Below are 16,229 nucleotides of genomic sequence, written 5' to 3' on the forward strand. Positions count from 1 at the left end.
TATAATTTAAGATAAAAATTAATTTTAATCTTTTTATTTATCTTTCACGCTAAAGAAACCAAATTTTAAATTGTCTTTCGCCGTCACTATATAGGGATCATTTTCATCTATGAGATTATCCTTTTTAAGCTGTTCGCTCCAGTAGAATGATTTTGAAAAAACAACTGTGATTCGTCGTCCAAAGAACCGAATAAATTCAGGTATGGCAAAAATAAGCGCATAGAGTGGTGTCTGAAAATGATTGATAAACACGGTTTGCCAACTTTGCTTAAAGGATTCTTTTTTTTCTTGAATATCATAGCAATATGTTAATTTACTTTTATAATCTTGCTCAGGATCATCTATCCCTTTTCTGTAGTACAGTGGTTCAGGCCCCTGTTCTACATAAGTTTTTATAAATAGTAAAAAGCCTTCTATATAGTCTTTATGAATATTGGGTGTACCCAACTGTATATCATGTTTTATCACTTCACCATCAAGTATATAGGCATGTAACTCATATAGCGGTAGCCCCACTACACCTTGTGATTGAACGATATCAAAATAAAGATCACTTAATTTTAATTGCAGGATTTCATTACTTTTACTGAAAGTTATTTCTTTGTTCTTCCTATTTAGAATTATAGAGTTGTATAAAGGTTTAAGGAGTTCACTCCTTATCAATGGCTGAAGCATCGTTAGAAGAATATATAAGCTTGCAATAAAAATAGATATGGCTCCAAACCACATAATATAATCTATTTCACCATAATCAAAAAAAATCAAATATATAAAGAAAATACTCATTACAAGTACGGGGATATCCATTAATAAAGAATAAATAAATGACTTTCCAATCCAAATATACTCTTTATTAATAAATTCTATAAATGTCGAATTCATCTGAATAACAGAAAAGTTATGATTGATCACACGTTTGAGTTCAAAAGTATCGAGTTTAAAGAGTTGATACTTCTTTACACTTTCTCCAACTTTTGTACGAGGAACGAAATACCATGGATTTTTCATTTATCTTTCATCTCAAACATACTAAATTCAAAATTATCTTTAAAGCTGATCTCCTCTGGACGTTGTTGTTCCATTTTATTTTTATAGATAACCTCTTTATGCCATACAGTTAGAGGCTTTATATTGAGCAATATTCGTCTTGCAATAAAATTACATACATCAAAAGGATAGGAAAATAATGCAGGAACCCAGTTATCATGATAAATGATTCGAAATGACTTCCATGTATCTCGATAACTTTCTTTTGATCCAATGACTTGTTGGCAAAACGTTAATTGAGTAAACGGATCTATCGTTCCATACATCGGATGAGGCTTTGGATATAGTTCTTCAGGTCCCTTATGCATAAAATGACATATAAATGACCATAAGCCTTGAGTACGAAATATACCTATCATTGGGAAGCCAATGACGAAAGTATGTTTTAACAGACCATCTTCAACAATATGTGCTCTAAGCTCTCTCAGTGGTATACCTGAAAGTCCAAAACTGCTCCCCATCACATAAACAACATCTTTCCAATCTCGTTCGATATACTCAGCTTCAGTTAAATAAAAAAACACCTTGCCTGTTTTTCGGTTAAATAAAATTGGTTTACAAACTGCCTTGTTGTAGTCATATTTAAAAAAAGGGTCTAAAAATGCATAGAGTGGTAAAAAAAAGATAATCAATGCAGAAATAACGACAAATATTGAAAAATAAATAGACTCGTTAGGACCTCCACCAAGTGTAAAATACAAATATAGGATATGAAATATTAATAACAATACAGGAAAACATAAAACTAAAAGACTGATTCCCTTCCCTAACCTTGCATAAGATTGGTCAATAAGCTCAATATAGTCATCATTCATGCTTAAAAAAGACCAGTTATGATTGCGTTTAAATTCATCATAAGGCGTTAAAAGTACATCATTTTCCTCTAATTTTGAAAAAGGTATATTTTCTTTAAATACGTCATAACCAAATACATGCTCTTTAATTTTACTTTTCATTATGCAACCATTTTACTGATGCTTCCAAATATCAAGCTATCAAAAAATATAATTTTCTTTTTAATTTTTAAAAATCAAAGCGCTTTCGCGCTCTATTATTTATCTTTCATCTCAAACATACTAAATTCAAAGTTGTCTTTAAAGCTGATTTCCTCTGGACGTTGTTGTTCCATTTTATTTTTAAGGATAACCTCTTTATGCCATACAGGTTGAGATTTTATATTGAGCAATATTCGTCTTGCAATAAAATTACACACATCAAAAGGATAGGAAAATAAAGCAGGAACCCAATTATCATGATAAATGATTCGAAATGACTTCCATGTATCTCGATAACTTTCTTTTGCTCCAATGACCTGTTGGCAAAACGTTAATTGCGTAAACGGGTCTATTGTTCCATACATCGGATTAGGCTTTGGATATAGTTCTTCTGGTCCCTTATGCATAAAATGACATATAAATGACCATAAACCTTGGGTACGAAAGATACCAATCATAGGAAAACCAATGACGAATGTGTGTTTTAAAATACCATTTTCCACAACATGTGCCCTAAGCTCCCTGAGTGGTATACCTGAAAGCCCAAAACTACTCCCCATCACATAAACGACATCTTTCCAATCTCGTTCGATATACTCAGCTTCAGTTAAATAAAAAAACACCTTGCCTGTTTTTCGGTTAAATAAGATTGGTCTACATAATGGTTTCTTATGATCATATTTAAAGTATGGACTCAAAAATCCATATAATGTAAAAAACAATAAGAATATATAAACAAATACAATAAATATATATAATAAAACACCTTCATTATAAAATGGGTTAACCAACATGTACACCAAGTAACCAATTATAAAAAAAAGTAAAGGTGATATAAAAACTAAAAGACTTAATCCTTTTCCTAACCTCGCATAAGATTGGTCAATGAGTTCGATATAATCATCATTCATTCTTAAAAAAGACCAGTTATGATTACGTTTAAACTCATCATGAGGATTTAACAGTACATCACCTTCATCTAATTTTGAAAAAGGTATGTTTTCTTTAAACACATCATAACCAAACACATGCTTTTTAATTTTATTTTTCATCATATTACCGTCTTTAACTGATCTGTTTGCTCGAAAATATCACTAAATCTTTTCTTTTCAGTATTGGTCGATAGTAGGCATCGTTGTATCCATATTTGAATATTATTCTCTTTTACAAAATAGGCAATTAAAGAAAGAATGATACCTAAAGCAATTGCAATCCATCCAAAAGGATTTAATGCAAAAATGAATAAAGAACCTATAATTACACTCACACCACTGGCAACCAAAAGAGACCCATAAGCAAACTCACCATTAGAACTAGCCTTAACCCCATTATATACATCAAATCCACCAAATATTAGTCCAGCAAACAAACCAAAGCCTCTCCAAATCCACCCCTTAACAATACTTTTATTATCTGTCGTTAATTCAAGAATAAAAGTATTCATTGACTTTAACAGCCGAGATTGTGACGTGATTTTATCACTTGAATTCAACAGTGCGCCCACTGCTTCTACAGTGGACATGGTTAGACCAATCACAGCAGCACTTCTGCGACCAACTTTTTCATATTTATTGTCAAAACTTTGACTAAAAACAGTACAAATTGCCCAGCCTTGTAAACCAACAATTGCGACTTTAATCATAAAGAATTTAAAATAATCTGAGCTTGGGCTTGGCTCTATAGCATCTTCAGCAATAACGCTGACATTCATCGCACTTTGTTTTTTTAATAACTCAGCATGCTTTTTTACAGCTTCTCTAAAGTTTTTTGGTAAATTTCTCTCAAACTCAGGATTTACTTCTAAACGTGGCACATCGATATATTTAAGATGCTTGTATTTATCATACAGATAGTTCCAATCACTATTTTTTATGACATTGCCTAGACCATTATCTTTGCCAACGATATTTTGATGTGATCTATAATAATTTCGCATTTTCGAGTTAAAATCGCTTTTATTCGTAAAAGTAATTCGCTCAGACTTGATTTCAGACAAACTAAACATTGAAATCATTAAAGGCTGGAATGGATGAGCAGCTAAAGCATTCGGGGCAGATAGCCCTGTGATATTTAAAAAGGCTTTGCTGATATTCGTCAACAATGTAAATTTTAATTCTTCCGTTCGAGCTGTACTTAAAAAGCCATGAAAGGAATTAATGAAATCCCCAAAAGGCTGTGTAGCAAAAGCTCCATTTAAATTAGTCAGCGACCATTTATTAATTTGTTCATTTAACTTTTGACGAAGTCCATTTGAATTTAAAGCAAGAAAATTTAAAAAGTAATTGTTAGGATCTCGCGTGTTGTATAAGTATTGCCCCATGTATTTATTCATTTTTGGACATAATTTGCTACTTTCTAAAACTAGATTGACACACATGCCAAGAGAAACACCATCAACTAAATTATCTTTTTCTTGGTTAAAGAAAAAATGATCCGCAATTATGCTTTCTTTAAGAAACTCTTGACCTATTCCATCCAATTCATCCGCATAGGCTGTCTGCTGTTGCTTTTTCTGCTTAAGCGTGGCTAAACCCGCACTAAATCTATTTGAATCAATATATTGAATATATTTTGTATTCCATTCTTTATTTTTTCCTATTTGTTCTGCTGCTTTTTGCGCTCGCTCCTCGGCATTGAGTTCTTCAGTTGATTTTTTCTCATTCCACCTCTCCTCAAGGAGCTCACCATAAATTGCTCCAGGACCGTTAATCATACGATTAAGCTCTTTAGCTTCTTCTTTTCTTTTTAATTCTTCATTGGTAAAGTAAGGATAATCATTAATCCCAAAGTTATTTTTTAACACTTCTAATGTGTTAACAGTTTTTTCATCATCAGTATAATCTTCGTCACTCATCATTTGATTTGCGACTTGAGCTGAAATATCCATCACTACGCCAACAGGGTCATCAATCGCAAATACAGCTCCAAAAAGTATTCTTGCTTTTGCATCATTTGATAAAGCCTCGGTGAGCTCCTCTTTGCTATGCTCTTTAAGAAATGAATCATCCAAACTTGAGTCTGAAAATATTCTATAAGCTAAATTATTAGTTTTAACTTGGTTAATATCTTCATTTTGAGACATAGTGTCTTCAAGTATATCTTTAGGTGTCTTCCCTGACAGATAGGAAAAATACTCTGAATATGAAAATAAATCTTTTGATATATTATTTTTTAATAGACTGTTTTCTAAAATCCCTTCACCTTTTTCACCCGACTTCCATATTGTTATATAATCTGCACAAAAATTCTCAATTCCCGCCTTCATTGGGAATGTGCCTTTTTCGTATTGTCCTGCAATAAATTTTTTTACGTCAAATTTATCCATATATTTTTCGTAAAATTCAGGTGACTTGTTTCTCAGCTTCGTTGCTTTGCTCCATGCGTTTTCAGAATATTTTAAATATACAAAAGAGGCTTCCTTGGGTTTGGGTACAACGATCGTTAAAGCATTTGCTCTATGCTTAATATTCATGCAAGGCTCATCACCCTGCTCCATTAAAACTAAGGGTCTAGATGAGTAATCTTGATCATAATTTGATTCATTAATACGTTTTAAAAAGCCCTTTTCAGAAATTTTATATTCTTGCCATTGGTTTAAGTGTTTTAGGAAAACATATAAAAAACCTTTTCTTAAAGTACTCCCTTTAAAACCATACTGTTCCATTGATGTTTCAGTTTTGTGTTTAGGATAACTATAACTACCCTTTGTGGCTGTGACCCTAATCGTATTCAGAGACTCAACTGGTGCTTCAAGATTATTTTCTGAATCATGACTAGATGCTTCTAAAGCTGACGTGGCTGTTGAAGCTTGCGGACTAGGTGGCTTATAGGAGTTAATAAAATCAAACTTGGTTTCTTCTAAACCCGATAAATATTCTTTGATATCTGATTTTATATCCTCTATTTCATACAATTCACTTTGATTTTCAGCCATATCAAGTGGAATATTTGTACCTGTTGATGAAAATATATAGCGATTCACAAAAATCTTTAAGCCAATATCTCTTTTACAAAAATCACAACTCTTAGAATCCATACATCACCTTATTTTTTAAATTTTCATCATCAATATTTTGTTTTTTAAAAAAATCATCCCACTCAGACGTTGAAAGCTGTTTGCTTGCCTGTTCATAGCCTTTGGGACTTTCTGTTAAACGTTGGAAAAAGTGGGTTTCAAGAAAGCTTTCACCGATTAAATCTGCATGAAAAATGGATGCTACAGCATCATCCTTGGTCAAAATTCCTTTATTTTTTATTAAGTCTGCATAATTAAAAATCTGATTTACTTTCAAAAAGTATGCTAGCAGATCGTCAGTCTTGAATTTTAACTTTTCAAACACTCTATTGTTTACACTGATTTTTTCCAATAAATCATGATCAGGCTGTTGAATAAAATCCCCCTCAGATCCAGCGTCAAAGCACAATGTTTCATTTAAGAAATTAAATTCAATATTTTTAAAATATTTATTGATCCATAAAAAATCCTGACTCTCAAAATAATTGAGTAACATCCAAATTTTCGGATCAAAAAACCGATACAAATACTTCTTAGTGCCTACTTCATAGACTAAATTTTGTTTTAAGTGATCAACAATATCAGGTTCTCGAGTTGGAACACTTTTAAACGTAATTAGAAAAAAAGGTGAAAGCCCCGCTTTGATCTGATTTTGATCATGTTGCTTTATTTCATCAACAAGCGAAGCACCAACTGAATTTAAACGCAATAAATACGGAAAAACATGCTGTACATTCTTCGCATAATCAGGTGCTAAAGACTTAAGTTGAGCTTCCACTTCATAAAAATATTGAGCATTTAGATTCGGGTCAATAATGACGTAATCATACTCAATCACTTCTTTTGGATGCATAGGCTCTAATAACATTATGAAAGCTCCACAGAAGCATCACCTTTTGCCGCAGCACCAGAAACACGCATTTCACAAATAGGAAGTTGAGGAATGTCTGAATTAATCTTCGCACCACTGGTAAACTTCTGTTGTCCTGACTTCACCTGAAACAAACCACCTGTTGTTGAAAATACCCCTGAACCATTAATCTTTAATTCAGAACCATCACCAATCAACTTAATCTCTTTCGGACTGATGATATAAACCGCGTCTTCGGTCGAAATGATTTGAATCCCTTTGCGTGCAATCACATCTGCACCACCATCTTGAGCTTGAAGTTCAACTTTACCTTTTCCAGCAAATAACCTTGCCCCTTCCTGTGCCGCAAAAAGACTGATCTTAGCACTGGCATGCCCAATCAAAGCCTTTTGTGTACTTAGGTTGATACTGTCGCCTGCGGTATGACTGATTTGCCCATCTGCTGAAAGATGAATATCTTCGTTACTGGCAAGCGCAATCGAATTAGGTGAAGCCAACATCATCACCGCAGACTTAAATGCATCTGCTTTTTTCGGATCTTGTTGGTCTAGTGTATTGATAAACCCTTTTATTCTTTCCAACACCTCCAAAGGATCAGTTTGCTGGTTCTTGGCAACTTCACTTAAGGCCTTAGAGTTATTTAGGCTGCTTTCTAACTGACTTTTCGCGGCAGTCGCATCAAGATGGTTACCTGAAGCTGAATCTTGAGCATAGGTACTCAGTAGTAGGCCTTGCCCAGCTCGTAACGCTCCCCATTGATCTGTTCTTAGTTCAAAGCCTTGGCCTCGTCCCTCACTGGTCTCGGTTTCTTTAGGATGACTCAGATTACCGAGGTTAAGTTGACTCGCACCGTGACTACTTTGTAGCTGACTGCTGATTTGGTCTGTGGTATCGTCAAATCTAAGCTGGCCATAGCCACTGCCTTTAACTTCTCGACTTTTGATCCCTGCTAATTTTTTGGTATCAGGCAATTGCCCTTTGTCATCAAATTTCGTTGGGCTTCGTTGTGCTTCATGGATACGCCCCACCACAAATGGTCGGTCAATATTGCCATCAAAGAAATCTATCACGACAATCTCGCCAATCCTCGGTAAGAACCGCGCACCATAGCCTTCACCTGCCCACGGGGTCAGTACATCCACCCAAGCGGAATCAGTGTCGTTGCCATTGCTCCCTGCACCACCATCATGACTATGATCTTCATTGCGAGTAAATAGGAAGCGAACTTTAATACGTCCCCATTCATCGACATGAATTTCTTCTCCACTTGGCCCAACCACTTTGGCACGTTGTGGATGGGTACTTGGACGGTGTTGTAGTGGATGGTATTCAGGAACAGTAGTGATATTACGGCGTTGTAGTACCAATTGATTGGCTTGGCGTTCTGGGTTGTTTGGATCTGCTTTATTTTCGTTTACCCAATTGCTTTGTTGGAGCAAGCGATTGATTTGTTCACTCAGATCTTTGGGTAAATTGTTCTGGTTATAGAATGTCTTTGACGTGATCAGAAACTCTTTGTCTGAGCCACTGTGTTGGTCTATTTCTGGGTGTTCGTTTAATTCAAACCAGTAACCCACTTGTGCATCACGCACAGTGGAGTTGGCAACAAATTGTTTGGATTGAGCATCGTAATAATGACTGAGGTTTTGGTTAATCTTTTCAATCTGATTGTTATTTGAAGAGGTTGCTTGATCTTCACCGTTCAGGTCTTGAATCCATGCTGGGCTAATATGCCAAGCTTGTTCTAAACCAAGACTGGCATTATTCTGATTTTGACTGTGCTGGTGTTTACTTTGAACACTGCCTGCGCCCTCTTCTTGCTCTAAAACATCTGCTTGCCAGCGTTGTACGTGGACAGCGGTGGGTTGTAAGCTACGTTGTCCGATAAAGCTGGTGATGCTGTCTTGTTGTTCTGTGGCACTGCTACGATGGAAGCGGATCTTTCTTCGATCTAGCGCTTTGTATTCACTGTTATCATCCACCAAGCGCAGTTTTTGCGGCTGAATTTGAGTCGCAGAACTAGGTACAATCAATTGTGCTTCATCAATCAACCAGTTGATCCCTTCACTGCGCATCAAGCGGCTTAAAAATGCATAGTCGCTTTCGTTACTCTGCATAATGAATGGTCGGATATCGTAATCTTTTTTCAGTCCACTTTTATCGAGGCTTAGACTCGATGCAAACAGTGGGCTTTTGTCTTGCCATTCTTTAAACAGCGTTTCTATGACTTGCACAACCGACTTATTCATAAACACTCGGCTGTTACGGCGTTTATGCCACAATGAAGTGGCATCTTCGAGTTTGAGTTTATATAGCGTTAGTGCGCCATCACTTTGCCCTTGTGCGGCCTCAGTAATCACCCCTGTGCTACGAAACAGTTGTCCATGATCAGTGACTTGATCAATGGCCACTTGGCTACCGATAAATTGTTTAAGCGGAATCGTTGCTGAAGTGGCAAGGCAAATCAGTTCAACAGACACACCTTGGTTTAGACTATGTTGTCCATCGATACGTTGTAAGAAGACTTGAGCAGTCAAATCAGGATTGCTAAATTGGATATGCAAGGCTCGTTTTTGCGCAGTCAATCCAAGGTGTTGCAGAGCCGAAAATATATTGGCAAAATTCATTTTCTTATCAAACTTAAAATAATATTAATATTTATGAATATTTAATCAAAAAAAACGATTGAATCCTAGTTTATTGATCGGTTAATTTTTTAAAATTTGTAAAAAAACCTCAATATTCACGTTTAAATATTGAGGTTTATGTTTTGAATTCAACCAGTTAAACAAACTTAACTTTATTCGCTATCCATCATTGACTGGCTCATACCGACCGTATTAAAACCAGCATCGACATACAGAATTTCACCAGTGATCCCATTTGCCCAAGGTGAGCATAGGAATAAGGCTGCATTACCTACGTCTTCAATCGTAACATTACGTTTTAACGGTGCAATTTTTTCATTGGCATCTAACATTTTACGGAAAGATTTAATCCCAGATGCCGCTAAAGTACGGATTGGACCTGCTGAAATTGCATTTACACGAATACCCTCAGCACCTAAGCTTGATGCTAAATAACGTACCCCTGCTTCCAAAGATGCTTTCGCCATACCCATAACATTATAGTTTGGCATAACAGACTCTGAACCTTGGTAAGTTAAAGTCAATAAACAGCCTTGGCGGGCCAACAATAAAGGTTTTGCTGCACGTGCCATAGCAACAAAACTATAAGCACTGATGTCATGGGCAATTTTAAAACCTTCACGATCTGTGACGTCCGTGAAATCACCATCAAGTGTATGCGCAGGTGCAAAGCCGATTGAATGTACAACACCATCCAAACCATCCCAATGCTTTGCTAATTCAGCAAATGCATGGTCAATTTCAGCATCCACAGCAACATCACAAGGGAAAACTAAAGTAGAACCGAATTGTTCTGCAAAATCATCTACACGTTTTTTTAGTTTATCGTTTGGATAAGTAAATGCGAGTTCTGCACCTTCACGATGTAATGCCTGAGCAATACCAAATGCAATGGATAATTTACTTGCAATACCCGCGATTAAAAAGCGTTTACCTGCCAATAGTCCTTGTGCCATGAAATTCTCACCTGATCAATTTTGTAAGCATAATGCCAAGTCTTGACCCATAACTAAATTGCATAATGCATCTTTTTTTAAAAGTTTACTAAAAACATAAAAAAAGCGCACTGAATCGAGTGCGCCTTTTCAAATCTATCAATCGATATAAAGGGAATGATTAATCATCACCTTGCAACAAGCTCAATAAACGTAGGAATGAATAGTACATCCATACCAATGTTGCCAATAAAGCGATACCACATAACCATTCATAAGCTTTCGGTGCACGTTGTGCTGCAGCAGACTCAATCAAATCGAAATCAAGAATCAGGTTCAATGATGCGATCACTGCAACAAATGCAGCAAAACCAATACCTAAAATACTGCTTTCAAATAAGAATGGAATGCTTGAACCAAAAGCCAAACGCATAATGAACTGCACCACAAAAACCAATGCAATTGCGATAGATGCTGAAATCACAATAGATTTAAATTTTTCAGTTGCACGAATAATTTGGAACTTATATAAACCAAACATCACTAAAGTTGTGATAAATGTAGCTAAAAGTGCTTGTAATGGTACGCCCGGAAACTTCAGTTGGAAGATCACTGAAACACCACCCAAAAATGCACCTTCAAAGAATGCATAAGGAATAGCTAAAACACGTGCTGTATTCGGCTTAAATGTAGCAACCAATCCGAGAATCAAACCACCAATTGCACCGACCATTGCGGCAGCATAGGCAATTCCAACATTCATTGTGGTAAAGCTATAGAAAAAAATTCCAACACCGAGTATGGCCGCAATAACAGTCAATAAAACTGATTTTTGAATTGCGCCTTGTACAGTCATTGGCTGTTCATAATCTGCATACGTTTCCGCACGCGTTAAAATTGGGTTATTACTTTGCATAGTCAATCTCTTTGTAATAATTCAAATATATATAAGGATATTAAAACGTTTTTTATGCAAACAATTTGAACTGCTTGCTATTTTTTGTAACGAGTTGTCAGAGGACATCAGCTTTAGTATAGCTTAAAAAACCAAAATGCATAGTAAAAAAAGAGGCTAAAAAGCCTCTTCTTTCAATCTGATATGTAATGAGATTTAACCACTCAGGTGATTAATCTTGATTGGCGATAAAGAAATACTGACGATAATATTTAAGTTCAGCAATCGAATCGCGGATATCATCCATTGCCAAATGTGAAGCATTTTTCTTTAGACCGCTCATAATTTCAGGTCTCCAGCGTTTTGCTAACTCTTTCACTGAAGACACGTCCAAATTACGATAATGGAAGAATTGTTCAAGCTCAGGCATTAAACGATGCATAAAACGGCGATCTTGGCAGATTGAATTACCACACATTGGTGAAGTTTTAGGATTAATCCATTTCTTCAAAAATTCTAAGGTTTGCTGCTCTGCATCTTGCGCTGTGAGTTTACTACGACGCACCCGTTCAATCAGACCTGACTGACCGTGTTGTTTGGTGTTCCACTCATCCATTGCATTGAGGATAACATCTGATTGATGCACTGCGAGCACAGGGCCTTCCGCCAAAATGTTCAAATGATCATCTGTTACAATTGTCGCAATTTCAATGATCTTGTCATTATCTGTATCTAAACCTGTCATCTCTAGGTCGATCCAAATTAAGCGGGTATCCGGAGTGCTGCTCATATAGTGCAATCTTATTAGGCCAATAAAAAATGAATAGTAGCAAATTTCTTGCATCTTCGCTGTAATTCATTCGCCTGTCATGGTATTTTTGCCTTCTCATTTTTAAGGTTTTTAGGATATGAATGGCTTTAATTCGTAAACGTCGTTTAACTGAACAGCAGCAACGCCGCATTCAGAAACAACATAAAACACGTCAAGAAGAAATCGACACTTCCAATGACCTTGAAGGTCTTGTTGTTCAGCATTATGGACGACAACTCGAAGTACAAGCCCTTTCTGTTCCTACTCAACATCCGCAAAAACCCATCGTCAATGAAGGTGATCCAGAACCCTTTTGGAAACCGATTGAATTAGGCAGTGTTTGGCGCTGTCATACACGAACCAATTTAGAGCTGTTAGTGACGGGCGACAAAGTTCAGTGGCAAGCAGATCCAAATACAGGTTTAGGCATCATCACTGCCATTCACCCAAGGACCTCGTTGTTAACGCGTCCCGATCGTTATCATAAAGTTAAACCTGTCGCAGCCAATATCAGTTTAATCGTCATTGTCTTTGCAACTCTGCCTGAGCCAGCACCCACGCTAATTGATCGCTATTTGGTGGCATGTGCAGATGCGGATATTCCAGTCCTTTTGGTGTTAAACAAATCAGATTTACTCAAAGAAAATGATCCTATTTTAGATCTCATTAAAGAATATCAAGACTTGGGCTATGAAGTACTGATCACTCAGTCTGAAGGTGATATTAGCGAATTAAAGCAACGACTCGACAACGAAACTGTTGCTTTCGTTGGGCAATCAGGTGTCGGCAAAAGTACCCTGATTAATGTCATCGTTCCTGATGCAGAACAAAAGACCAATATTATTTCTGAAAACTCAGCACTCGGACAACATACAACCACCTCTACCCGTTTGATTCGTTTTGGTGAAAACGGTGCTTTGATCGACTCGCCCGGCATCCGTGAATTTGGGCTTTGGCATTTGAGCCTAGAAAAGATTGATGCAGGCTTTCCTGAAATCTCTAACTTGATTGGACATTGCCAATATCGTAATTGCACCCACACACATGAGAAACAGTGCGCAATTAAAAAAGCGGTAGAAAATGGTGAAATTCTAGCCAGACGACATGAAAGTTATTTACGTTTAATTGAAGAAATCACTGATGCGCAACAAAAAAATTAAATTTCTTCTTTGAGAACCTTGAAGCGGTGATTTTGATCACCATATATATACGCTATACTCGACGCAATTTTTGATTGTAATTAGGTGACTTGTGGAACGTTGGTTTGAGTTTATGGGGAATCACCCCTTCTTATTTGGTATTTTAGGGGTACTGGCGATCTTGTTCTTTATTTTTGAAGGACAACGCAGTGGTCGTAAGATTTCACCACAATCACTTGGTATTTTAGTGAAGGCTAAAAATGCGATGTTGATTGATTTACGCGATGCTAAAGATTTCCGTGAAGGTCATGTGAGTGGCAGTCGCAACATTCCATACAGTCAAATTGCCAGTCACATCGAAGAGTTAAAAACTGCTGACCGTCCTTTAGTATTTATCTGCAACTTAGGTCAAGTTGCAGGAAGTGCTTTACAACAAGTCGGCCATGCAGACAGCTATCGTCTTGATGGTGGTATCAGTAACTGGAAAGCCCAAGGCTTGCCATTAGTTAAAGCTAAAAAATAAGCTTAAGGAGCTCAACATGACTGCTGAAGTAAAAGTATATTCAACAACTTTTTGCCCATACTGTGTACGTGCGAAATCTCTACTTGAGCGTAAAGGTGTTGCTTTTACCGAAATCAATCTCGATGAAGAAGCACCTGAAGTTAAGACTGAGCTGATCCAGAAAACTCGACACCGTACAGTGCCACAAATTTTTATTAATAATGAATTTATCGGTGGTTTTGACCAGCTTTATGCTTTAGAAAAAGCCGGCAAACTCGATGAGTTACTTGGTTAATCCACAACTTAATTAATGAATCACTTCTTAAAATTTAAGGAATAAAGAATGAGTGAAGAACAACAAGCTCAACCACAACTAGCTTTAGAACGTATTTATACAAAAGACATTTCTTTTGAAGTACCTGGGGCTCAAGTTTTTACCAAAGAATGGCAACCTGAATTAAACATCAACTTGTCTTCTGCTGCTGAAAAAGTGGATGCAACCCACTTTGAAGTGTCTTTAAAAGTTGTTGTGCAAGCGAACAATGCCGGCGATACAGCATTTATCGTCGATGTAACACAATCAGGTATTTTCTTGATTGATGGTATTGAAGAAGACCGTCTTCCATACATCTTAGGTGCTTACTGCCCGAACATTTTGTTCCCATTCTTGCGTGAAGCAGTTAATGATCTTGTAACGAAAGGTAGCTTCCCTCAATTACTTCTTACGCCAATCAATTTTGATGCAGAGTTTGAAGCAAATATGGAACGTGCCCAAGGCGCTGCTGCTGAAGGCCAAGCTTAATTTCTCAATAATTAAGTTTAAAAGACCGCACTATGCGGTCTTTTTTATATTTGATCAGATAAAAATCACCCAAACTTCACAACCGTGTGTGATGCAATTTTTTATAATTTAAACATCACAATAAGCATGAACAATAACAATGCCATTTACTCCCTTACATTTGGGCTTAGGCGCAAGCTGTAAAGCTATTGCAAATAAAAAATTTAGCTTGTTAATTTTCTCTGGTGTTCAAGTTTTGATGGATATAGAACCTCTAATTGGCATCATTCGAGGCTGGACCACACTCCATTTATATACCCATAATTTACTTGGTGCTTTGTTGATTGCTTTGCTTGCAGTCCCCATAGGTAAAGTGATGAGTGAGTTTTGCTTACGCAACTTATTCAAACAAGCAGACTGGCAGATCACATGGCAAGTGGCGACAGTCAGTGCTTTGGTCGGGAGTTTTAGTCATGTTTTTTTAGATGCGTTGATGCATGCAGATATGTATCCCTTTTATCCGCTGAGTTATTCTCAAGTTTTACTCAACATGATTCCCTACAATTTTATTTTTTATGGGAGTTTAGGGTCTGTTGACATTTCATAAATGGCTTGCGTTGTAGGCTAAAATTGAGCGGGCAAGGCAGGAAACGAAGAGAATAGCGAGACTATTTTCGAGTTTCATAACGTAGGCTGAGATAATTTTAGCCACAACCCTTCGGGACTAGCGTGTTTTTTGCCGCTACGTCGTTTCGAAATACTCATTTAGAATGACTAAATTTCGTATCTCGCGCCTAGTATCGTCTAAAAAACACACGTAGTCGCAAACGTAGACGAATTGTCAACAGACCCTTCATTAAACCCAGCCGCATATTTAACAAGTTAGAGAAATCTTATGAAACAACATCAATATTATGTAACTGTGCAACATCTTGCAGATGCGCAAGGTCATCCATCAACCTACGATGAAAATATCGAATTTAATGTGGGTAATCACGATGATATTTTCCAAATCGTAGAGCGCTTAAAAGCTGCTGAGTTTTTTGATGAAGAAACCACTAAAGCGTTTGCGGTAGGATTAAAACTCTTCTTAGAGGTGATGATTACCCACCGTGATCATGTGCTATTTCAAGACTTTGAACCCGCAGTTAAACAATTTATGAAAAACCTAAAGCAGAACGTCAAGAAAAATGCGTGATTTAAAACCAGAGATCAAGATCGGAAATAGACGCGATCAACATAAACCTGCCATGATTTTTGCTGGAATTCCGAAATTACCAGCAAAATATGCAGGGTGGATTATGCCGTTGATACTCTCAGCTTTGATGAGTGCGACCATTTCCATGATTAATTTATGGAAAAATGTGGGGTGGTTCGATGGATTTTTTGCAAAATGGTTTAGCGTCTGGCTATTTTCATGGATGATTGCCTTTCCCACAGTATTAATTTTTTTACCTCTGGTTCGCCGTTTCACAGGCTTATTTGTAGATCTTACGCCACCACCTTCTGCTTAATTCGATCAAGGCTTTGAACATGTCATAGGGTGATGGTGGGTCTATAAACATTTCAATGTGAATATGCAACTCGGTA

At 36.7% G+C, this 16,229-nt stretch carries 16 protein-coding genes; 7 read left to right on the forward strand and 9 right to left on the reverse strand.

Annotated features, from left to right (window positions below; all coding sequences use genetic code 11):
- Positions 1-33: 33 nt before the first annotated feature.
- The 9 genes from M2R48_RS18140 to orn form a co-directional block, all read right to left on the reverse strand.
- On the reverse strand, positions 34-1,008 hold the full coding sequence (locus tag M2R48_RS18140) for a hypothetical protein (RefSeq protein ID WP_262087041.1): 975 nt from the start codon (positions 1,006-1,008) through the stop codon (positions 34-36).
- On the reverse strand, positions 1,005-2,003 hold the full coding sequence (locus M2R48_RS18145; RefSeq protein WP_262087043.1) for a DUF6708 domain-containing protein: 999 nt from the start codon (positions 2,001-2,003) through the stop codon (positions 1,005-1,007). Before M2R48_RS18145 ends, M2R48_RS18140 begins: the two co-directional genes overlap by 4 nt.
- 95 nt (positions 2,004-2,098) lie before the next feature.
- Positions 2,099-3,094 carry a DUF6708 domain-containing protein gene (locus tag M2R48_RS18150; protein ID WP_410004183.1) on the reverse strand — a complete coding sequence of 332 codons (996 nt, stop codon included), beginning with the start codon at positions 3,092-3,094 and terminating at the stop codon, positions 2,099-2,101.
- A complete protein-coding gene (locus M2R48_RS18155) occupies positions 3,094-6,078 on the reverse strand; it encodes a T6SS effector BTH_I2691 family protein (RefSeq protein WP_262087049.1) in 2,985 nt (994 codons plus the stop codon). Before M2R48_RS18155 ends, M2R48_RS18150 begins: the two co-directional genes overlap by 1 nt.
- Positions 6,068-6,925 carry a hypothetical protein gene (locus tag M2R48_RS18160; protein WP_262087050.1) on the reverse strand — a complete coding sequence of 286 codons (858 nt, stop codon included), beginning with the start codon at positions 6,923-6,925 and terminating at the stop codon, positions 6,068-6,070. The genes M2R48_RS18155 and M2R48_RS18160 overlap by 11 nt, the downstream gene beginning before the upstream one ends.
- A complete protein-coding gene (locus M2R48_RS18165) occupies positions 6,925-9,555 on the reverse strand; it encodes a type VI secretion system Vgr family protein (protein ID WP_262087051.1) in 2,631 nt (876 codons plus the stop codon). The genes M2R48_RS18160 and M2R48_RS18165 overlap by 1 nt, the downstream gene beginning before the upstream one ends.
- Positions 9,556-9,728: 173 nt before the next feature.
- Positions 9,729-10,532 (reverse strand): enoyl-ACP reductase, encoded by an 804-nt coding sequence (locus M2R48_RS18170; RefSeq protein ID WP_004725837.1) that lies wholly within the window; start codon positions 10,530-10,532, stop codon positions 9,729-9,731.
- A gap of 160 nt (positions 10,533-10,692) precedes the next feature.
- On the reverse strand, positions 10,693-11,427 hold the full coding sequence (locus M2R48_RS18175; RefSeq protein WP_004816949.1) for a Bax inhibitor-1/YccA family protein: 735 nt from the start codon (positions 11,425-11,427) through the stop codon (positions 10,693-10,695).
- Positions 11,428-11,638: 211 nt separating this feature from the next.
- Positions 11,639-12,196 carry an oligoribonuclease gene (gene orn, locus M2R48_RS18180; protein ID WP_004725833.1) on the reverse strand — a complete coding sequence of 186 codons (558 nt, stop codon included), beginning with the start codon at positions 12,194-12,196 and terminating at the stop codon, positions 11,639-11,641.
- Positions 12,197-12,318: 122 nt separating this feature from the next.
- Between orn and rsgA the strand changes: the two genes are divergently transcribed.
- The 7 genes from rsgA (at position 12,319) to M2R48_RS18215 (ending at position 16,153) form a co-directional block, all read left to right on the forward strand.
- The gene (gene rsgA / locus M2R48_RS18185) at positions 12,319-13,377 is read left to right on the forward strand and encodes a small ribosomal subunit biogenesis GTPase RsgA (protein WP_004725830.1); all 1,059 of its coding nucleotides are present in this window, start codon (positions 12,319-12,321) and stop codon (positions 13,375-13,377) included.
- Between the two features lie 91 nt (positions 13,378-13,468).
- Entirely contained in the window at positions 13,469-13,879 is a 411-nt protein-coding gene (locus M2R48_RS18190; protein ID WP_004725828.1) for a rhodanese-like domain-containing protein, read from the forward strand.
- A gap of 16 nt (positions 13,880-13,895) precedes the next feature.
- Positions 13,896-14,153, forward strand: coding sequence for a glutaredoxin 3 (grxC, locus tag M2R48_RS18195; protein WP_004725827.1), 258 nt, complete (start codon positions 13,896-13,898; stop codon positions 14,151-14,153).
- Between the two features lie 48 nt (positions 14,154-14,201).
- Positions 14,202-14,660: a protein-export chaperone SecB gene (gene secB, locus M2R48_RS18200; RefSeq protein ID WP_004725824.1), complete on the forward strand. Its 459-nt coding sequence runs from the start codon at positions 14,202-14,204 to the stop codon at positions 14,658-14,660.
- Between the two features lie 139 nt (positions 14,661-14,799).
- Complete coding sequence (locus M2R48_RS18205) at positions 14,800-15,246, forward strand: DUF4184 family protein (protein WP_262087052.1); 447 nt, start codon at positions 14,800-14,802, stop codon at positions 15,244-15,246.
- A gap of 288 nt (positions 15,247-15,534) precedes the next feature.
- Positions 15,535-15,837, forward strand: a complete 303-nt coding sequence (locus M2R48_RS18210) for a DUF3861 domain-containing protein (RefSeq protein ID WP_004818410.1) — start codon at positions 15,535-15,537, stop codon at positions 15,835-15,837.
- Entirely contained in the window at positions 15,830-16,153 is a 324-nt protein-coding gene (locus M2R48_RS18215; protein WP_406565189.1) for a DUF2798 domain-containing protein, read from the forward strand. Before M2R48_RS18210 ends, M2R48_RS18215 begins: the two co-directional genes overlap by 8 nt.
- Positions 16,154-16,229: the final 76 nt, after the last annotated feature.

It is taken from the genome of Acinetobacter sp. I-MWF, from assembly GCF_025433935.1.
Lineage (GTDB): Bacteria > Pseudomonadota > Gammaproteobacteria > Pseudomonadales > Moraxellaceae > Acinetobacter > Acinetobacter guillouiae.

Coding starts and splice junctions, on each gene's coding strand:
- M2R48_RS18140 (WP_262087041.1), bottom strand. CDS start 1,008: ATGAAAAATCCATGGTATTTCGTTCCTCGTACAAAAGTTGGAGAAAGT.
- M2R48_RS18145 (WP_262087043.1), bottom strand. CDS start 2,003: ATGAAAAGTAAAATTAAAGAGCATGTATTTGGTTATGACGTATTTAAA.
- M2R48_RS18150 (WP_410004183.1), bottom strand. CDS start 3,094: ATGAAAAATAAAATTAAAAAGCATGTGTTTGGTTATGATGTGTTTAAA.
- M2R48_RS18155 (WP_262087049.1), bottom strand. CDS start 6,078: ATGGATTCTAAGAGTTGTGATTTTTGTAAAAGAGATATTGGCTTAAAG.
- M2R48_RS18160 (WP_262087050.1), bottom strand. CDS start 6,925: ATGTTATTAGAGCCTATGCATCCAAAAGAAGTGATTGAGTATGATTAC.
- M2R48_RS18165 (WP_262087051.1), bottom strand. CDS start 9,555: ATGAATTTTGCCAATATATTTTCGGCTCTGCAACACCTTGGATTGACT.
- M2R48_RS18170 (WP_004725837.1), bottom strand. CDS start 10,532: ATGGCACAAGGACTATTGGCAGGTAAACGCTTTTTAATCGCGGGTATT.
- M2R48_RS18175 (WP_004816949.1), bottom strand. CDS start 11,427: ATGCAAAGTAATAACCCAATTTTAACGCGTGCGGAAACGTATGCAGAT.
- orn (WP_004725833.1), bottom strand. CDS start 12,196: ATGAGCAGCACTCCGGATACCCGCTTAATTTGGATCGACCTAGAGATG.
- rsgA (WP_004725830.1), top strand. CDS start 12,319: ATGGCTTTAATTCGTAAACGTCGTTTAACTGAACAGCAGCAACGCCGC.
- grxC (WP_004725827.1), top strand. CDS start 13,896: ATGACTGCTGAAGTAAAAGTATATTCAACAACTTTTTGCCCATACTGT.
- secB (WP_004725824.1), top strand. CDS start 14,202: ATGAGTGAAGAACAACAAGCTCAACCACAACTAGCTTTAGAACGTATT.
- M2R48_RS18205 (WP_262087052.1), top strand. CDS start 14,800: ATGCCATTTACTCCCTTACATTTGGGCTTAGGCGCAAGCTGTAAAGCT.
- M2R48_RS18210 (WP_004818410.1), top strand. CDS start 15,535: ATGAAACAACATCAATATTATGTAACTGTGCAACATCTTGCAGATGCG.
- M2R48_RS18215 (WP_406565189.1), top strand. CDS start 15,830: ATGCGTGATTTAAAACCAGAGATCAAGATCGGAAATAGACGCGATCAA.